General features: G+C 42.3%; 13 protein-coding genes. 10 read left to right on the top strand and 3 right to left on the bottom strand.

The window, feature by feature from the left end; all coding sequences use genetic code 11:
- Positions 1-2: 2 nt before the first annotated feature.
- The 3 genes from FSB84_RS10790 to FSB84_RS10780 all read right to left on the bottom strand — a co-directional run bounded on the left by FSB84_RS10790 (position 3) and on the right by FSB84_RS10780 (position 5,690).
- Entirely contained in the window at positions 3-3,632 is a 3,630-nt protein-coding gene (locus FSB84_RS10790; protein WP_158643848.1) for a SusC/RagA family TonB-linked outer membrane protein, read from the bottom strand.
- A 230-nt stretch (positions 3,633-3,862) separates the two neighbouring features.
- Positions 3,863-5,044 (bottom strand): FecR family protein, encoded by a 1,182-nt coding sequence (locus FSB84_RS10785; RefSeq protein ID WP_130541549.1) that lies wholly within the window; start codon positions 5,042-5,044, stop codon positions 3,863-3,865.
- 70 nt (positions 5,045-5,114) lie between these two features.
- Positions 5,115-5,690, bottom strand: a complete 576-nt coding sequence (locus tag FSB84_RS10780) for an RNA polymerase sigma factor (protein WP_130541550.1) — start codon at positions 5,688-5,690, stop codon at positions 5,115-5,117.
- Between the two features lie 420 nt (positions 5,691-6,110).
- Here FSB84_RS10780 and FSB84_RS10775 point away from each other — a divergent pair, with 420 nt between their 5' ends.
- The 10 genes from FSB84_RS10775 to FSB84_RS10730 all read left to right on the top strand — a co-directional run bounded on the left by FSB84_RS10775 (position 6,111) and on the right by FSB84_RS10730 (position 19,703).
- Positions 6,111-6,713 (top strand): RNA polymerase sigma factor, encoded by a 603-nt coding sequence (locus FSB84_RS10775; protein ID WP_130541551.1) that lies wholly within the window; start codon positions 6,111-6,113, stop codon positions 6,711-6,713.
- 59 nt (positions 6,714-6,772) lie between these two features.
- A complete protein-coding gene (locus FSB84_RS10770; RefSeq protein ID WP_225980044.1) occupies positions 6,773-7,957 on the top strand; it encodes a FecR family protein in 1,185 nt (394 codons plus the stop codon).
- Positions 7,958-8,179: 222 nt separating this feature from the next.
- Entirely contained in the window at positions 8,180-10,567 is a 2,388-nt protein-coding gene (locus FSB84_RS10765) for a SusC/RagA family TonB-linked outer membrane protein (protein ID WP_158643847.1), read from the top strand.
- A gap of 152 nt (positions 10,568-10,719) precedes the next feature.
- Positions 10,720-11,481: a SusC/RagA family TonB-linked outer membrane protein gene (locus FSB84_RS10760; RefSeq protein ID WP_147122127.1), complete on the top strand. Its 762-nt coding sequence runs from the start codon at positions 10,720-10,722 to the stop codon at positions 11,479-11,481.
- A 10-nt stretch (positions 11,482-11,491) separates the two neighbouring features.
- Positions 11,492-12,949 (top strand): RagB/SusD family nutrient uptake outer membrane protein, encoded by a 1,458-nt coding sequence (locus FSB84_RS10755; RefSeq protein ID WP_130541554.1) that lies wholly within the window; start codon positions 11,492-11,494, stop codon positions 12,947-12,949.
- A 29-nt stretch (positions 12,950-12,978) separates the two neighbouring features.
- Positions 12,979-13,758, top strand: a complete 780-nt coding sequence (locus FSB84_RS10750) for a hypothetical protein (RefSeq protein WP_130541555.1) — start codon at positions 12,979-12,981, stop codon at positions 13,756-13,758.
- Between the two features lie 25 nt (positions 13,759-13,783).
- Positions 13,784-14,710: an ABC transporter ATP-binding protein gene (locus FSB84_RS10745; protein WP_130541556.1), complete on the top strand. Its 927-nt coding sequence runs from the start codon at positions 13,784-13,786 to the stop codon at positions 14,708-14,710.
- Complete coding sequence (locus tag FSB84_RS10740; RefSeq protein ID WP_130541557.1) at positions 14,649-17,042, top strand: ABC transporter permease subunit; 2,394 nt, start codon at positions 14,649-14,651, stop codon at positions 17,040-17,042. The genes FSB84_RS10745 and FSB84_RS10740 overlap by 62 nt, the downstream gene beginning before the upstream one ends.
- Before the next feature lie 31 nt (positions 17,043-17,073).
- Complete coding sequence (locus tag FSB84_RS10735; protein WP_158643845.1) at positions 17,074-18,387, top strand: MutS-related protein; 1,314 nt, start codon at positions 17,074-17,076, stop codon at positions 18,385-18,387.
- Positions 18,384-19,703 carry a MutS-related protein gene (locus tag FSB84_RS10730; protein ID WP_130541559.1) on the top strand — a complete coding sequence of 440 codons (1,320 nt, stop codon included), beginning with the start codon at positions 18,384-18,386 and terminating at the stop codon, positions 19,701-19,703. The genes FSB84_RS10735 and FSB84_RS10730 overlap by 4 nt, the downstream gene beginning before the upstream one ends.
- Positions 19,704-19,831 lie beyond the last annotated feature (128 nt).

Here is a 19,831-nt window from a genome sequence, read left to right as displayed (position 1 = left end):
TTTTAGAAACTGATATTGAGATTAATTGCATATACCGGCCTGACTGAAAGGTTGATATTGGCAGAAGTTCCAGACTGGGTAGGGTCCTGACCGCGAAGCGCCTTGTTCGCAATAGTGAATAGATTGTTTCCACTTAGTTGCACAAAAGCAGCTTTACAATTCAGTTTTCTGCAGAGCACATCAGCCAGTCTGTAGCTGAGTGAAATGTATTGCAACTTGAGATAATCACCTTTCACCACGCGCAAATCGGAAAAATCATACATCTGATAATAATCGGTAGCAAAGTTGTAAATGAGGGTTGATCCGCTCCCGGTCCACCAGGCTGTTTCATCAGTATTAACGGAAACAGGTTCACCCTGAATGGCGGGGATATTCGTAAACTTCTCATCACCCGGATAACGCCATCTTTGCGTGAATTCTTTACGAAGATTCTGTTGTGAGGAAGGCCTGAATGTTCCGTAATTACCAGAAGCTATCTGCAGCATTCTGATCTTATTACCTACACTATAGGAGAAGGTTACATTGAGCGTCCAATTCCTGAAAGTGAAAGAGTTGTTCACTGAACCCTGTAATACAGGTTCTCTCCTACCTGATTCTATCATTACAGCATTGTATACATCATCCTTCAGCATCGCATTGTATTTGGCAAATAATGTCTCTTTGCTGGCAGGTTCTGCGCCATAAAATACAGGAAACCCTTTTTTCGGATCGAGTGTTTTGAAACGATAAGAATAAAATGTGTTGACAGATTTGCCATTGACCGGCACACTACCATCCAGGTAGTTTTGAAAATTCATGCTGGCTACATCTACCATCACATTGCGGCTATTCAGGTTTGCATTGATCAACCTGTTGAATACCTGGCCAAGTTGCGGATCGAAACGCCACATGAATCCTTTTTTACCGGCCCCTAAATTGTCGATCACTTTGAAATTCATACTTATCTCTACACCCTGGTTTTCAAGAATACCGCCGTTCACAACATAATTATTCTCCGGCGCACCATTAACCGCCGATACCTTCTTGCTCAGGAATGCATTGGTGGTCCTGGCAAAGAAATACCCGAGCGAACCATTGATCCTTCCATTCAGGATGGAAAACTGGAATGTACCATTGTAATCCTGTGTTTTTTCCCAGGCCAGGTCTGGATTAGGGAAGGACTGGATCAATGAGGAATATTCATCTAAATAAGTATCAAATCCGCCCTTTCTGATCACTACATAGGGTGTTTGTCCGGCAAGCATATTGCCACGGGTACCAAAAGACATAAGCAATGCAGCCCTGTCTATCCATGACACATTTCGCAACAGATCTTCATGAATATTCCAGCGGCCAGACAAAGCCCAGGTAGGAAGAAATTTCTCATTGCTCCTGTTACCAAATGAATTGGAAAATTCCTGACTGGTAGTGGCCGTCAATACATATCGATCATTGAAAATATAGGTTCCGGTAATATACGGACGTATGGAATTTTGCAGGATTTCGGTGATCACATCACTGCTTCGCGAAAGCCATTCGGCATAGCTGGTATATTTACCTAAGTCAATCTGGGCAAAACTTCTGCCACGATCAGGATAATAGCCCCGATCGATAGATTCTACGGACACGGATTTGTTAGATAACAAGTCCATTGCCACTTCTGCGGTCAACTGATGCTTTTTTCGCTGATCGAGAAAGCTGCTGTAATTCAACCTTCCATTGATCATGTAGTTCTCCCTTCTTACAACAGTCTGGCGAAGCTCACCTCCAAAAGGCAGCATATCCATGGCCGGGTAATAATCCCCCAGGGTGTTATACGCATTTATTCTGAGCTGTGTAGCCCATTCCGTATTTTCGGTAAACCAGATCTCGCGATTTGAATTACCACCGGTATAGGCCAATCTCGCATTGAACTGTAATCCTTTCACAATTTCATAACTGGCATCCACACTCGCAGTATATTCATTATTCTCCAGCATTTCACCGCTATTATCCATCTCATTTAAAATGTTCATGGTATTGAAATTGGCGATATAGAGCTTCGATACAGAAGAAGAGATCGTTGGATAAAAGTAATATGAGCCATCTTCTTTGTAGGCAGATATGGCCCTACTGGTCCCATAAGAATAGTTCATTACACCTACTTCAACAGGAGTATACCTTCTCTTGTCTTTGCTTAGCTGAATATTGAAATCAACTTTGAATTTCCTGTAATTCATTTGCATATTCAGCAAGCCTGTATAAAGATCATTTGATTCTTTCTTTATCACGCCGGGCTCATTACGGTATCCCACAGATGCGCGATAGGAAGTGGTACTATTACCACCAGTTACACTTAGTGTATGGTTGCTGGCAAACACATCGCGCATGGTATTGCCCAGCCAGTCTGTGTTCACTGTTTCAGCATAACCAACCCTTTCTTTGAATGTATTGTAGTCTATCAGACCATTATAATATTCTATGATCGCTTTCTCATAGGCTTCAATAGCAGTTCCGCGGAGTTGTAAATTTTTTTCTATCATTTCGCGGGACACATCTACCCGCTCTCTGGAATTCATCATATAAACAGACCTGTCTGTGTATCTGGGTCTTCGTGTAAGGGAAGTAGTTACATTATAGTTTACTGTGGGAGGCCCGGGCTTTCCTCTTTTTGTGGTAATAACGATTACACCGTTGGCAGCGCGAACACCATAGAGCGCTGCTGCTGTAGCATCTTTCAATACATCGATCTGATCAATGTCGTAAGGATTTAAGCCAGACACTGCATTGCCCAGCAGGTTTACAAAATCCGGATCATTGATCCGCTCAGCCGGAATGGGGAATGGACTGGTTCGTACGATCCCATCTACCACCCATAATGGTTCTCTTGAACCCAGGTAAGTATTGGTACCACGAATGCGCAGCTTTGGAGCAGCGCCAGCCTGCCCGGAATTTTGCATGAACGTGAGTCCCGGCACACGACCTTCCAACATTTTATCAACCGTATTCAGGCCAGGCTGAAATATAGAATCCATCTTCAGAGAGCTAACAGACCCGGTGAGGTATTTCTGTTTGATCCGCTGATAACCATTGTTGACGACGGCTTCTTCCAATATCGAATTTGGTTTGAGGGCAATGGTAATGGCCGTGTTATTTGCTTTTACGGTGAAAGACCGGGACTCAAAACCTACATAGCTGACTTCGATCACCTCACCTACCGATGCTTCGATTGCGCATCTCCCATCCGCCTCAGCAACTTTTGACACCTTGTTCTTCTTATTGTAAACAGTAGCACCAGCGAGTGGTTTTCCCTCCAGGTCTATTACCCTGATCAATAATACAGTTTGAGACAGTACTGTCAACTCAGGTGAATGGACCTTCTTTTCCAACACGAAAATTGTCTTCCCTTTTATACTGTATCTAAGCGCAGGCTGTGCATCAAATACCTGGTCTAAAAAAGTACCTAGAGGCAGTTCCTCAGCTGCTATCGTTACCGGCCTGGCCAGTTTGAGGATGGGATCGGAATAGAAGATCTGGTATCCTGTTTGTTCTTTGATGGAAGCAAACACTTCTTTCAGTGAGATGGAATTTGCATGCATCGTCACATTTTGTGCATTGCCAGTAGCATGCACCTGAAGAAAACTGGCAGTGATAAGAAAAACAATTAATCTCATAACCCTTGAAATTTGGGTAAACCATCGCTTCCCCCTGGGAATACCGAATAGGCAATAGCAGTTTTTTTGCATAGATTGCAAATGATTTGGTTTTTAGAATTGGTTGCTGAGACCATTTTAACTGAACTAAATCGTTGCGCTTCCGGAGCCACCCGGAAGCGCTTTTTTTGTCAGTTACATTATTATAAGTTGCTCTAAAATGCTACATACTTTTTATCTTTTTTAATTGCTCAATTCACAACAAGTGTTTTTCCATCCCACTCAAATGATACTCCCATCTCTTTGAAAACTTCCAGTATCTCCGAAAATTTCACATTACGGTCTATGCCTCCACGATACACCATGTCAGAAGGCGATTTCTTGTATACTACCTTAAATTCATACCAGCGTTCCATTTGACGGAGGATCTCCTGTAAACGCAGTCCTTCAAAATTAAAGACCCCTTTCTTCCATGCCATCACCCGCTCGATATCTGCATTTTTTTCCAGCTTCAGTGTTGATATTCCTTGCGCAACAGTCAACTGTGCCTGCTCACCAGGTGTTAGCACTACACCGGTTTTGTTGGTTGCTGTAACCAGCTTGATCGATCCGCTCAACAGCGTGGTCAGTATCTGCGATTCATTCGCATAAGCATTCACGTTGAAACTGGTGCCTAAAACCTGGATCTGCGCCTGCTTCCCAATATTCACCCGGAAAGGAGTGGTTGATTTTTTAGCTACTTCAAAAAATACTTCTCCTGTGATGGAAACATCACGATACCTGCCTGAAAACGCAGTTGGAAATTCTATGGAGCTTTCAGCATTCAACCAGGCAACTGTGCCATCAGGCAGTACTATTTGAAATTGCCTGCCTTTCGGCGTACTCATTGTATTATAGATAAGTTCTCCCTTAGAGGTGGATGCTGATTCGTACACAACTTTTCCATCTACCCAGTTGATAACTGCCCCCTGCTCTCTCGCTATCATACCATTGCTCATACTGTCTAGTACGAACTGTTTGCCATTTGCCAGCGTCAGCACTGGTCCATCATTTGCCGGCAGCAGCTCAGGTACGGAAGCCACCGTAGTTTTTGAAGTCAATTCCTGCTGATAAACAAAATACCAGGTTCCCAGCCCCAGGAGCAATATCACAGAAGCCGCAGCCCACCAGAATTTCATCAACAGCACCCTTTTGCCTGCAGGCTGCGGAAATCTATGCCGGATCTCAGTCATTACAGCATTCGCCAGCCCTTCTGTTTCTGCTTCGGAGAATACTGGCGATCTTTCATTCCAGTATTCCTTTAATAAAGTTGTGACACCTGGTTCACCCGGGTCGTCGAGTAATGACTGAAGTTCCTGCCATTCAGATTCTGTGGCAGTATTCTTTGCACACTTATCTAAAAGTGTCTGGATATGGTTTGTGGTGTTGCTCATAACTGTATGATAATGTCGCTGGCCCACTGAAAAAAGGGGGTATCGAAGTAAAAAAAAATTCCAGGAAGGTTTATAGATGAGAAAAAAGGGACAAGAGAATAAGATGAATACGGGGTTTCACATATTTGACGATAGCCGTATTGGCGAGTTGGATATAAGATTTGACAGTTTCCCGCGAGATATTCATTTCAGTGGCAATCTCCTCATATTTTCTCCCCTCCTGACGACTTAAACGCCAGGCCCGCTGCTGCTGGGGAGGTAGTTGATTCACTGCCTCATCGATCAGGCTGATATATCCATCGCGCTCTTCCGTTTTTTCCTGCTGATACTGTATTTCAGCAAATGCCTGTACCCGGTTACGTTCCCTGATCATTTTCCTGATCGCAGAGATCGCATACCGTTTGGTTAGCACGAATAGAAAACCATTCAGGTTTTCGATAGCAGTAAGGTTGTCCCTTATGGTCCATAACTGAATAAAGATATCCTGTACCACTTCCTCAGTTTGTTCTTTGGACCTTGTGATACTGAATACAACTGAAGCTATGGAGGGGGTATATTGAAGTATGAGTTCTTTAAAGGCAGTTTCATCGCCCGCTATGATGCGCTGAAGAAGATGATGGTTAATATTTGGCAGGGGCGGATGCAATCACGCGGTTTGTACAGAATTGCAAACTAGGTTTTTTTTTCAAACAAATCCATCGTGATAGTAAAATTGACTGGGAAACTGTATCGAAAACGAGAGTTCTATTGAAATCTTTCCATCCTGACACGAAGGAACTTTGATAAAAGTCCCCCTTCTTACCAGGTGAGAATTGAGGTTGAACTTCGTTAGTCCGAGTCCGTTATTAGGATTCGTTTTTAGAAACGTCTGGCATTAATTTGCAGTTGCTATTTGCAATTTATCTACGTTAGCATTCAATGAGGCCCGGCAAACATTTGCCAGCACCTCTTCTCATCAGGTCAAATCAGGCTGAATTCTTATGCAGCTGCCTTTTAATTAACGCGTTTATTATTTTCGCTTCAAATTTTACCATAGTTTGCGAAAATAACCGGAAACAGAACCTAATTGGCTGACGTTCCACCATATAACGAGAAAGAACTGCTTCTCCGCATAACTAATGGCGACGAAGGAGCGTTTGAGATAGTTTATAACTTCCATCAGGGAAAATTGTATTCCGCTGCAATAGTGCTCACCCGGTCAGAGGAATTAGCGGGTGAGTTGGTGCAGGATGTATTTCTCAAACTTTGGTTGAAACGGGGAGAACTAACGCAGATCCAGTCTTTGAGCAATTACTTGTTTATCATGCTGCGTAATGAAGTCTACGACTGGTTTACCCGTGAGTCTCGGCGCCGGAAAATGCTAAAGGCAGGCATTGTTGCCAGTCAATTCCCCATCGATCTCTCCGAAGATTTCTTAGTAAAAAGTGATACGACTGACCTTCTCGAGAAGGGTATCCTGCGGCTCCCTCCCCAACAACAAGCCGTTTTCCGCATGGTACGACAACAAGGAATAAGCCGGGAAGAAGTGGCGGGCATTCTAAAAATTGACCCCAACACTGTCAAAACTCACCTATCGAGGGCACTAAAGAGTTTAAGAGCCTGGTATATGGCGCAAAATATTTTTTTCTGGCCTGTCACCCTTCTGCTCCTTTCAAAAGGTCTTCATTAATAACACAGCAATTCTATCGGATGCACCAAGACAGATTGAGATATTTATTTGAATTGTATGTGCGTAAGCAAATTACGCAGGAGGAAGAATCAGAACTGATAGATTTATTGGCTGACCCTGCCTGCCAGGAGCTTTCCCGGAAGCTACTCGATAGTTTTATTGAAAGCCAGGAAGAGAATCAAAGGATTGGAGCAGATGAATCGGATGCCTTATTGAAAGCAGTGTTTCAGGCAGATAAGGCAGACCTTATACAACCATCTCTCCCCCGCATTCATTTCCTGCGCAGATGGGGCTGGGCCGCGGCCTCGGTTATTTTATTGTTGAGCGTAGGCGCTTACCTCTGGAACTCCCATAAAAAAAATACAGGACCCGCTACTGTAGCAGCTATAAATGTGGATATGGCACCCGGTAAAGATGGTGCTATTCTTACATTGGCCGATGGTCAGCAACTATTACTTGACAGCTTAAAAAATGGCCTGATTGCATCACAAAGCGGTTCAAAACTCATATTGAAAGATGGCCAGCTAACCTATGACTTCAACGGGAATACAAGCGGAGAAATCGTATACAATACCATGTCAACGCCAAAAGGCAGACAGTTTCATGTTACACTGCCAGATGGAACAGTAGTATACCTGAACGCGGCCAGTTCAATCACTTATCCTACTGTTTTCAACGGGAATGAGCGAAGGGTTAAAGTAAGCGGAGAACTTTATTTTGAGGTAGCTCCCAAAAGCAAACAGCCTTTTATTGTTGAAACGGATAACCAGCAGGTTGACGTGCTGGGAACTTCGTTTAATATTAACTGTTATGCAGATGAAAAAACGGTTCAAACAACGCTTTTGACAGGAGCCGTTAAAGTAACACCACGCTTAAGCAGTAAACAGGGAATTACCAGGGAAGGTAAAGCTGAATCGAAAGTACTTACTCCCGGACAGACTGCTATTTTAAACAAACCCAATGACCAGGCCGGATATGCTTTGACGATAACTGACACGCAGAATCCCGATAAAATAACTGCCTGGAAAAATGGCTTATTCAATTTTGACGATGCTGACCTGTATAGTGTAATGCGTCAACTGGAAAGATGGTATAATATAGAAGTCCGATACACAGGCAAGCCAGACAATATAATCTTCAAAGGAAAAATACATCGCAATACCAACCTGTCTAATGTATTGAAGCTACTGGAAATGATGGGAATTAATTTTGAATTGAAAGATAACACACTATATGTAAGATAACGGACTACAAAGGACCTTGCTAAAACAAACCGGAAGTGGTTACGACACTTCCGGTATTGTTCAAGTAATGTAATAACCACATCAGGTTAATGACTGCTTATTTTTTCACTTAAACATTTCGCCCCGGTTAAAGGGCGGCTAAAAAGCAAATCTATGCAAAATATTAATTGCATGCGGGTCCCCTATGGCCGCAAGCACTACCTAACCAAAACCCTGTTAGTCATGAAACTAACCTTCTTTCTCCTTACAGTGGTTCTCTTACAGGTGTCTGCCAAAGGCGTTTCACAGAACATCAGTTTTAGCGGCAAAAATGTAAAGCTGGAAAAAGTTTTTGCTGCTGTAGAATCGCAGACAGATTATGTATTTATTTACAAAGCCACTTCATTATCGTTTGCAAAACCGGTCACCATCATCTCTAATGGAGTTAGTTTGGAAGCATTCCTCAACATGGTGTTCCAAAATCAATCACTCACATACCGGATCATTGATAAGAACATCCTGGTAGCCGAAAAGGAAGTCAAACCAGCTATAGCCAGTCCCTCCATTGAATTGTTCTTAAGTCCTGCAGAAAAAATAACTGTTTATGTTGTTTCCGCGGGTTACAAACCTCTGGGCAGTGCTACCATCAGCAATGTAACGGATAAAAAGAACTATTTAACAGCAGCAAATGGATCTGCACAGGTGCCGATGAAAACAGGTGATAAGATTAAGGTCAGTTATATCGGATATGTTGATCAGGAATTTACTGCTACAGAAGAAATAATGACCACCAAAACGCATAGCATAGAGCTCGCTCTTTCAGAAAACAAACTGGATGAGGTACAGGTTACGGTTTTGGGAACCACCAATAAAAGACTGGGCACAGCCAATATTGCAACTGTAAAAGCCAGAGATATTGAAAGACAACCTGTCGTTAACGTATTAGACGCTTTAGTAGGCCGCATACCGGGCCTGAGGATCAGCCCTTCAGCCAATACGGCAAGTGACAGAAAAGTTGAGCTGCGGGGAAGAAATGTATTGGATGAAAACCTGTTTACGAATCCACTTTATGTTATTGATGGTTTACCCATTGCTACTTTATCGGTGAGTCCATTCGGCGTAGCGACTCCGGGCAGCGGAGGATATTCACCCGGCGAAAGTCCGTTGTATATGATTAACCCACTGGATATCGAAAGTGTCGATGTTTTAAAAGATGCAGATGCTACTGCACTCTATGGATCCAGAGGAGCCAATGGTGTGATCATGATTACAACCAAAAGAGGTAAACCTGGCCCCACCCGATTCAATGTTAGTTACTCAAAAGTATTCTCCGGAGTGCAGCGTTATATGAATATGATGAATACGGAGCAGTATCTGGCAGTGAGAAGAGAGGCTTTTCTGAATGATGCTGCTTCACCTTCCAGCGAAAGTGACCCGGATTTGACCATATGGGATCCGAATGCTTATACCGATTGGCAGCGGACTTTCTTCAAAAATGAAAAGTCAGATGATGTACAGCTAAGTATGGAAGGGGGTTTGTTGCAGAATACCTACCGCGTTAGTGTAGGCTATTCTTCCACTACTGAAATGTATAACCAGGGGAGGGGAAATGATCGTTTAACAGTGGGGTTGTCATTTGATCACCGCAGCCCAAACGGTAAATTACAGGTTAATCTTTCATCCAGTAGCGCCTATTCAAATAACGAAACGGCTGGTGTAATGGACCTTTTTTCATTACCACCGAATGCGCCCGGTATTTATAACGAAAACGGAGGGTATAATTTTGAACCGTATAGAGGACAGTATTCATCGGGTTATCCATTTTCCAGTATTAAAAACTGGAGTGAAAATCAGACCTTAAGAAGTCAGACCAATGTCAGCTTTAGTTACGAAGTTGTCAAAGATCTGACGGCAGGCGTACGCATATCCGGTGAATTTTTCACTAATAAGTCTGGTGCTTATATTCCGAAAGCCGGGAAAGATCCATTATTTTCCCCGATAAGTTCGGCATTTTTCATGAACGGCTCCGGTAAGAATTTTTTAATACAGCCAAATATCAATTACGTAAAATTGCTGGGTGGGGCAAGGATCGCTGTTTCAGTGGCAGGCGACTATAGCTATACCGATCAGGATGCTGCGGCAGTATCGGCAATGATGTTTTCAAACGATAACCTGATCAAAAGCTATTCCAATGCGCAGATGGTCTCTTCGGCCAACAATTATGCAGAAGTAAAAGTGACTTCCTTATTAGCATCCATAAATGTTGACTGGGAGAATAAATATATAGTCAGCTTAAACGGAAGAAGAGATGGTTCATCACGGTTTGGAGATGGAACACGTTTCGGAAACTTTGGCTCCGCCGGACTGTCATGGATCATATCTAATGAAGAATGGTTTAAGAAGGCTGATCTGAATTGGCTTTCGTTCGCAAAAATCAGATCTACCTATGGTGTAACGGGAAATGCTAATCTTGCCGACTACCAGTACCTGTCCCGCTGGTCGAATGTTGCTACCAGCATCTCGTTAAGCCTGGCAAACTATGATGGTCAGACAATCTACACACTGATTCAACCAGTGAATCAGAAATATAGCTGGTCGAGTGCAAGCAAGTTTGAGGTGGGGCCAGAGTAGGATTATTCAAGGGTAAGCTCAACATAGAAAGCAACTATTACATTAACAGAGATGGTAAGCAATTAACCAATATTACTACGCCCGACTTCACCGGATTCTCTTCTGTTGTAGGGAACTGGCCTGCTGTAATTGAGAATAGAGGGATAGAATTGATGATAGATGCAACGCTCCTTAATACTTCTACCTGGGGCTTATCCGGTCGCTTTCAGATAAGCAAGAACAGCAATAAACTAGTGGCATTTGAGGGGCTGGAAAATTCTCCCTATAAAGATACGTATAGAATTGGATCATCCGTTACTGCCAAATCATATACACACTTTATTGGTATCAATCCAATGAAAGGAACACCCGCGGTTGAAGACTATAACGGTGATGGTAACACTACACTTGGAATGGGTTCAGGTAATTTCCCGGATCTGGAGTTAGACGATCGCTATAAAGAAATAGATATAAATCCAAAATACTTCGGAGGATTTGGCTTTCGGGTAGATTTCAAACGGGTATTATCGTTAGATGCCCAGTTTAGTTTTGAAAATTCATTAGTGCCGGATATCCTTAGTAACCAGGTTTATGGAATGGGCAAGAACATGGTGTTGTATAACGAAATTGAAAGAAGGCATTGGCAACAACCAGGTGACAAAGCCCTTTACCCAAAATACTCCGCCAGAACCGGGGGCTCTTTGACGGGCGTAGACGCATTCTATACTAAAGGCGCTTATATAAGCCTGGATAATTTGAGTTTGTCTTACACATTGCCTGCCGCATGGATGCAAAAACTGAGAATGAAACAAGGGCAAATTTCCATCAACTCTTCCAAAATTTTTAAAATCAGCCAGTACAGACTGACTGATGCTGAACTGGGTACTACACCGCAGATCAGAAGAATTGCGGCTAACATAAGATTAAGTTTCTAAAATAAATTTCATGAAAAAAAATTCTTTTTATATAACTACAATGGTGGCTTCCTTGCTGGGTTTGCTGGCAATGGGTTGCAATAAAATGCTGGATATTAAACCTCCCGTGAATTCAATTACATCCAGCCAGGTTTTTCAGAACGATGAGCAGGCTGGTGTTGCACTAAATGGTTTGTACTCGTATTTAATTAGTGGCGGGGATAAAGAAATTAATTCACGGGGTACACTGGGAACAGATTTGTACAGCGCTGGAGGGGTGACTATAGCTGCTGCTCATTTAGCAGACGAAATGTATAGTCCAACGTTCAGTGGGCAATACCCTTATTATGTGGAAACTGCTGCAAAAATTACACTCCAGAATGCCGGCTTTTCCTCCAAAATATGGAGTACTGCTTATAAGGGTGTTTTTAACGCCAACGCTTTGATAGAGGGCACCAATGCTTCTTCATCAAAAGAATTTACAGAAGCTGCCAGAAATCGTGTAAAGGGTGAAGCATTAGCCGTGCGGGCAATGAGTTATTTTTATCTGGTTAACTTTTTTGAGAAAATCCCATTGGCATTGTCCATTGATTTTAATAATACAAAAGGGCTTCATTCTTCTGATCCGGCTGCTGTGTATAAACAAATTACCGATGATCTGGAAGCAGCAGTAGGATATCTTTCTGAAAAATACGATGGCAACAATGCTGAGCGAATCAGAATCAACAAGTGGTATGCGAAAGCACTGCTGGCCCGCGTATACTTATTCACTAAAAATTATGCAAAAGCATACGAGCATGCCAATGATGTAATTAACCAAACCGCGCTGTTTAAACTGGAACCCTTAAATAACGTATTTGCCTATAATAGTGAAGAAGTCATTTTTCGGTTGAAGCAAACGAATGATATATACCCAACAGGAAATGCAACTCCTGAAGGATATGCTATTACAGGACTGTATTTGACTCCGTCGCTCATCAATAGTTTTGAAACAGGAGACAATAGAAAAACAGCCTGGACATCAGCAATCGGAGGAACTATTAATTTTCCTGCCGGCTTTACTCCCGCGAAATACAAGATAAATGCACTGAATATGACTTATGAAGGCTTTAGATCCCAATATTATGTAGTAGCACGCCTTGCTGAAATGTATTTTATCAGAGCAGAGGCAAATATGTTGCGAAGCTCTGGTAATAAAAATAGTGCAATCGACGACCTGAATGAAATAAGGCATCGTGCCGGATTGGGTAAGCTGCTATATACACTCACCGATCAGCAGGTAATAGACACTATTGCCCACGAAAAACGTGTTGAATTGTTTACTGAGTGGGGACACCGCTGGCTCGATCTGAAAAGAACAAATAAAGCTAATCAGGTACTTTCTTCCATCTTTTACAAACAGCCTTGGGACCCCAATCAATTGTTATACCCGATTCCTGTCAGGGAAATCCAGTGGGACAATAACCTTTCTCAAAATAATGGCTATTAATAAAACTGCTAACAGTTAAATCAGGAAAGATGTTACAATTAAAAAATAAAAAATATTTTACCATCGGGTTTCTTAAATCACTTTTGCTAACCGGATCTGTGCTATTGACTTTCTCAGCATGCAAAAAAGTTTTAAAAGAAGAAATATTTCCGGCATCCCTTACAGTGGTGAATGCTATTAATGACAATACTTCTTTTATAAGGGCGTATTTTGGAGAAACTAACCCGAAAATCTATGATAGGCTTCCTTCTATAGATAATGGAAAATCCTGGGATTATGCTACTAATAAAACAGATCAACCGTTGACGGTATTTCTAAACAATGATACGCTGAATAAAGATGAACCACTAATAAAAACCCGCTTAAGTCTGGAATCTGCTGGCATTTACACGCATTTTATATATGGAAGTCCAACGCAGGTAAAAGAGAAAACAACTAAGGATGATCTTCCACGACGCAGCCAGCAAGACAGTTCTGCTCAATTGCGGATTATTAACCTGTATGAAAGCAGAGCTATCGATGTGGTTCAATTAGAACCAGCCGGAGGAACAATTGTTTCAGATTTGAAGTATGAGCAATTGTCTGCATTCATTAGGGTTCCCATTGATCGGAATTTTCAGGAATTCCGTTTTCAAATAAAAGACCACGAAACCGGAAGTACTCTTGCCATATTAATAGACGTAAACATGAATTGGGACGGGGCTCTTAATTCTAATTGGTTATTTAAGGCACGCACGATGGTGGTGAACGGGAAATGGACCGGTACGGGAAATTCGTCTGCTAAAGTTACTACTATAGGTCATTTTTAATTTTTACAATAACAAGCCACAGCGTATGAACCCAATTTTAAAGGTGGAAAACCTATCGCATAAGTATGCCAGTTCCTGGGCCATACGGGACATTAATTTTGAGATAAATAGTAACGGTGTGGTTGGCTTACTCGGTTCTAACGGAGCTGGAAAGTCTACCACCATGAACATCATCTGCGGCGCTTTGTTACAGACGGAAGGAGATGTAAGGGTAAATGGAATTAACATCCAGGATGATCCGATCGCCTATAAAAAACAGATCGGTTTTTTACCGCAACAAGCTCCTCTGTATTTGGATTTTACGGTGCAGGAATACCTGGAATATTCTGCGCAGTTGCGCTTAATGGAGAAGCGGTCTATCAAAGCTGCTGTAGAGGAGGTATTGGAGAAAACCGCCATTACGCAAATGCGTTCGAGGTTAATTAAGAATCTGTCTGGTGGTTTTCGTCAAAGGGTAGGTATAGCACAGGCTATTATTAACAAACCCCGTTTAGTTATTCTGGATGAACCTACGAATGGGTTGGACCCCAATCAGATTATTGAAGCCCGTAAGCTGATAAAAAACATTGCACAGGAGCATGCTGTGTTGTTATCGTCACATGTACTGTCGGAGATCAATTTACTGGCAAGAGAAATTATTATGATAGAAGCCGGGCGTGTAGTGTTCTCAGACACGTTGGATGCCTTCAACAATGTTCTACAGCCAAATACATTAATGGTCAGAATGCTAAACATGCCGGGTGTAAATGACTTGTTGGCAATAGACAATGTAGTGAAAGTTGAAATGTTACCTGATAATAAGTGCAGATTGCATTTCACATCAAATGATGATTTGTCTGAACGGATTGTAAAGAAGAGTGCAGACCTCAATTGGAGACTAACGGCTATCCATGCAGAAATTACCGTTATGGACGATGTTTTCAAACAATTATCTTCAAATTTTTCTCAATAGTACAGTAATGCGAGTAATACTAAATATAGCAAGGGCCGAATTACGGTATTTTTTCTATTCTCCGGTCGCCTGGTTCATTTTGATTTTGTTTTTAATGTCTGGTTCAGGTATTGTATTAGGGAATTTAGTGAACATGGTTACTCAGCAAGAGAGTCTTATTGAATTGCAGGGTGATAAGTTTGAGGGGTTTATGAATTCTCCGCTCACTACAGCCATCATCGGTTCCAGTTTAGGTACAGTAATGACGATATTCTTCACGTTTATTCCGCTATTAACGATGGGCGTTATTAACCGGGAGTATGCGGGTGGAACAATCAGGTTGCTGCATTCTTCTCCGGTTAGAATGCGCCAGGTTGTAATAGGTAAATTTATAGGTGTGTATGCTTTTGTATGCATGATGATTTTATTGCTTGCGGTGATTTTGTTTGTTTTAACTTTCTCTGTTAAGAATGTAGAAACACCGCATATATTATCTATGCTACTGGGGTTTTTCTTATTGGCTGCCATGTATGTTGCCGTTGGGGTGTTTATTTCGAGCCTTACGGCCTATCCAATAGTAGCAGCCATTGGTACATTTACGGTACTGACTTTGTTTACAGCTTTTGGGGGTATTTTTCAGGGTTATGATTATATCAGGGATATCACTTATTTTCTATCCAGTTCAGGCAGGGCTGAGGTAATGTTGGGTGGGTTAATCACTACTAAGGACCTTATCTACTTCTTTTCTATTATTTCGCTCTTCCTGATATTCACCATCATTAAAATGAAGTCTGTAACAGAGTCGAAGTCCTGGCGCATATCAGCGGGTAGATATTTGATGGCATTAGCTGTAACGGTAGTTATACTTACTGTTACATCGATTCACGGATTCATTGGATACTGGGATGTTACCAGAAGCAAGCTCAATACGCTTCATCCAAATACACAGGCGGTTATTAATAAGTTGGATGGATCTCCGCTTAAGGTAACCTTGTACACGAATCTGTTGGGATACAATTATAGTAATGGCGCGCCTGAAGCGCGCAATGCGTACCTATGGGGTTTCTGGTCCAAGTATCGTCGTTTTTATAATAATATGGAGTTCAACTACGTGTATTATTATGATGTGGACAATGGGGATAGTTCCATTTACAAAATGTATCCCGGAAAAACGCTTAAGGAAATAGCCGAGAAATATGCCGAAATATATAACACCGATCTTTCTATTTATAAGAAACCGGAAGAGATCAGTAGCATAATAGACCTCAGGTCGGAAACGAAGGGATTGTTAATGCAGGTGGAATATAAGGGCAAAAAGACTTTCTTGAGAACGTACCAGGACCCTTCTGTTTTTCCTAACGAGATGCACGTTTCTGGTAGTTTGTTGAGGTTAATGAATGATACAACTCCTACTTATAAGTTTCTTACGGGCCACTATGAGCGTTCGCCTATGAAATTCGGCGAGCGGGAGTACGGGGGGCATACCGTTAATAAAGGTTCCAGAGGGGCATTGATCAATATGGGCTTGAATTTCGATACCATCTCAGAACCTGATTTCAGTGGATTTACACAGGATGAAGTATTGGTTATATCCGATCCAAAAACGTTGTTGGATAAGGCTATTATAGATAGCGTCAATAAGTATATCGACGGAGGAGGCAATGCCATGTTTTATACAGAGCCAGGCAAGCAGTTCATCATGAATCCGATCCTGAATCATGTGGGTGTAAATGCAGATCCGGGTACCATGGTGAAGGTGAATCCTCACGATATGCCGCATAAGTTCGGCGGACTGATCACAAAAAAAGGAACTGAAATGGCGGATGAAGGAAAATTCTTCTTATTTCGGAATGGCATCATAAAGGCTTGCTATACCGCTATAACGGGAGCCAGTCCATTAAGCTATTCCGATTCAACCGGATTCAAGACAGAGCCGATTACAACGTTAAAAAATGAGAAGAATACCTGGGTAGAGAGAGGCGTATTGGTAGTAGATTCTGCAGCCCCTTTGTTTAATGCATCAGAAGGTGACTACAGATTAGATACTCCTTACCCCGTCGGCCTGCAGCTTACCCGCAAAATAAACAACAAAGAACAGAAGATCATCATCTCCAGTGACGCTGATATGATGTCTTTTGGCAAAGGGAATGGGATGGACTACGGCAACGCGTTCTATAGTTATACGGTAGATAACAGATACCCGGTCTATCATAATTTTAAAGTACCTACGGATATCTGGCTTACTATAAAGAAAGTGCCGGCTCAAACGCTGAAAACATTACTGCAATATGGTCTGCCAGCTTTATTGCTTGTTGCAGGTATTGTGATTTTAGTGAGGAGAAAGCGTAAATAGCAGTCGATCATTTTTTATTAATATGCAGCGTATGTATTTACAGACAGACACACAGACCATAGAGGACCTGCGCTTATTTTCCAAAGCAGACACACAGGGTATATATGATATATACAATCATTCCTTTACCCGGGGCGGACAATCCATCATGGAATCCATGTTCAGAAAACCGCTAAGCGACAGGGACGCTATCATCAAACGCATCAGTATTATTTCCGGTTTTCAAAAACAGCAGGCTGCATTTCCTTTCGATGGTGCTACACTTGACAACGTAGAGAAGTACATTTCTTTTGATGATAACCAGGATGGCGGGTCAAAGATCTCTCTCAGCGAAAAAGAAATACAGAATGGAATTGTTGCTGTTATCAATCTTTTCCATACACTCATGCAATATGCAGAGTCGGAGGGTCTGAAGCAGGTGAAGGAGTTGGAGGAAGAACGGCAGGAAGTAATCGCCCTGTTGACAGATCGTGCTTTTGTACCGGTTTTTAATGAAAAAAAGAATGCCAGAATAACTTATGCTGCCGCTACTGCTTACGATGTTTTAATTCGTATTAACGAAAAACAGAAACTACTCTGCCTGCTGAAATTTATTTATCATATCGATGTTTATATTTCCGTGGCGCAGGTGGCGATAAAGCATCGCATGGTATTCCCGGAGGTGTACCCCAAAGGAAGTAGCATTCTGAAAGTGGAGGGCGTATATCATCCGCTTCTGAAAAACGCAGTCCCCAATAGCCTTCAAATGGGTCCTTCATGCAATATGGTTTTCCTTACGGGGGCCAATATGGCGGGAAAATCTACCTTCCTGCGCTCTTTCAGCACTGCCTTATATATTGCGCATATGGGCTTTCCAATTGCCGCTTCAGCTATGGCGTTTTCAGTGATGGATGGCGTTTATACTACAATCAACCTTCCGGACAATTTAGATATTGGCGCCAGCCATTTTTATGCAGAAGTTTTACGGGTAAAGAAAATGGCACAGGAGCTCAGTAATGGAAAGTCGCTTTTTATATTATTCGACGAACTATTCCGGGGCACAAATGTAAAAGATGCCCTGGAAGGCACCCTGGTTGTATGTAATGCGTTCACCAACCGTAAAGACAGCAAGTTCATTATTTCCTCCCATATTACAGAAGCTGCAGATGAGCTAAGAAAAAAAGAAAGCGCGGCGTTTTACTTTCTTCCTACAGTTATGAAAGGGACTGTACCTGAATATACATATACGCTTCAGGAAGGAGTAACGAACGACAAACATGGTATGCTTATCATTAATAACGAAGGCATATTAGACATTCTGAAACAGGGGAATAAAGGCGGTAAAAGCATAAATAAGAAAGTATGAGTTTTAAAATAGACCGGCAATCGGTGGGGGAGCTGAACCTTATGGGCAAGTTCCGCCAGGGTTCTGTGTATTACTTATTCAATAAAGTCAGAACGCGCATTGGAGAGAAGCTGATGGACGACATGTTTTCTCATCCATTAACTGATTCATCGTCCATTAACCGGCGGGTATCGGTGTTTCGATTCTTTCAGCAGCAGCATATGCCTTTCCCATTCGAAGCCGGTCAGGTTGCCCTGATGCGGGAATATATCGAAACTGCAGGCAGGAAGTCCCAACTCTCAACAACCGCAAACATCTATATGGTGAAGATTCTTGCTGGTTTTATTGAAGACAGTCGTTATAAAAACAAGCTCCTGCGGCTACAGGCAACGATGGTAACATTGAAGAAATGTATTGGTTTTCTGCAACTTCTGCAATCTGAAAATGGTCCTTTGCAGGATCGAGTGGAAGCACTGCTGGCCGTAATGACCCATAAGGATATCCGTAAGATCCTCGAAAGCGACATCTACAAGTCTATGTCTGTTGCAACGGTAGCTGAATACGATTTCCTGTTAAGCAACAAACACAACCAGTCCATGAAGGAGGTGCTGCAGTTCATTGCGGAAACCGATGTGTATATCACCGTTAGCGATGTAGCGCGTGAACACAGTTTTTGTTATGCGGAGGCATTGGAAAAAGACGAAAACGTTTTTTATGCGAAAAACCTTCACCATCCCTGTATGTCAAAAGCTATAGGCAACGATATTCATATGAAGGAAGGGAGCAATGTATTATTCCTTACAGGAGCCAATATGGCCGGTAAGTCTACCTGGATGAAATCGATTGGCATCTGTATCTATATGGCGCATATTGGCTTTCCCGTGGCTGCAGATGAAATGCGTTTTTCGATACGCGAAGGCATTTTTTCCAGCATTAATGTAGCCGACAACATAACAATGGGCTACAGTCATTTCTACGCAGAAGTGATAAGGGTGAAACATGCTGCCCTGGCTGCTGCTACCGGCGAACACCTGCTGCTGATGTTCGATGAGTTATTCAAAGGAACCAATGTCAAAGATGCTTATGATGGCACCCTGGCAGTTACACAGGGTTTTTCCGGCTATAACAATTGCCTGTTTATTGTATCAACGCATATTATAGAAATTGGAGAGGCCCTGAAAGATCTTCCTAATGTTCAGTTCCATTTCATGCCTACTGTGCTGGAAGGGAACATCCCCAGATACACCTACACGTTGCAGAAGGGCATTACCGAAGACCGTCAGGGTATGATGATCATTAAGAACGAAGGGATCATAGAACTGATCAATAATATATAGCCTGGAAAGATGTAACTATATACCTGCTCGATTGAGGCCCCTCCCTCCGGACTCTTCAGATGATCAAAGGGGCTTTTATTCAAAGTCCCTTTGATCATTATGTAATGTCAAGTATTGATGCGAGTGCA

Source organism: Pseudobacter ginsenosidimutans (assembly GCF_007970185.1).
In the GTDB taxonomy this organism is placed as follows: domain Bacteria; phylum Bacteroidota; class Bacteroidia; order Chitinophagales; family Chitinophagaceae; genus Pseudobacter; species Pseudobacter ginsenosidimutans.
Note: the sequence above shows the minus strand (reverse complement) of the source record. Positions and strands in the feature narration are given on the sequence as shown.

Bases quoted from the DNA above. Each gene is read 5' to 3' on its own strand.
- FSB84_RS10785 (WP_130541549.1), bottom strand. From the start codon at position 5,044: ATGAGCAACACCACAAACCATATCCAGACACTTTTAGATAAGTGTGCA.
- FSB84_RS10765 (WP_158643847.1), top strand. From the start codon at position 8,180: ATGAAACTAACCTTCTTTCTCCTTACAGTGGTTCTCTTACAGGTGTCT.
- FSB84_RS10755 (WP_130541554.1), top strand. From the start codon at position 11,492: ATGAAAAAAAATTCTTTTTATATAACTACAATGGTGGCTTCCTTGCTG.
- FSB84_RS10735 (WP_158643845.1), top strand. From the start codon at position 17,074: ATGTATTTACAGACAGACACACAGACCATAGAGGACCTGCGCTTATTT.
- FSB84_RS10760 (WP_147122127.1), top strand. From the start codon at position 10,720: ATGATAGATGCAACGCTCCTTAATACTTCTACCTGGGGCTTATCCGGT.
- FSB84_RS10740 (WP_130541557.1), top strand. From the start codon at position 14,649: ATGCAGAAATTACCGTTATGGACGATGTTTTCAAACAATTATCTTCAA.
- FSB84_RS10750 (WP_130541555.1), top strand. From the start codon at position 12,979: ATGTTACAATTAAAAAATAAAAAATATTTTACCATCGGGTTTCTTAAA.
- FSB84_RS10730 (WP_130541559.1), top strand. From the start codon at position 18,384: ATGAGTTTTAAAATAGACCGGCAATCGGTGGGGGAGCTGAACCTTATG.
- FSB84_RS10745 (WP_130541556.1), top strand. From the start codon at position 13,784: ATGAACCCAATTTTAAAGGTGGAAAACCTATCGCATAAGTATGCCAGT.
- FSB84_RS10790 (WP_158643848.1), bottom strand. From the start codon at position 3,632: ATGAGATTAATTGTTTTTCTTATCACTGCCAGTTTTCTTCAGGTGCAT.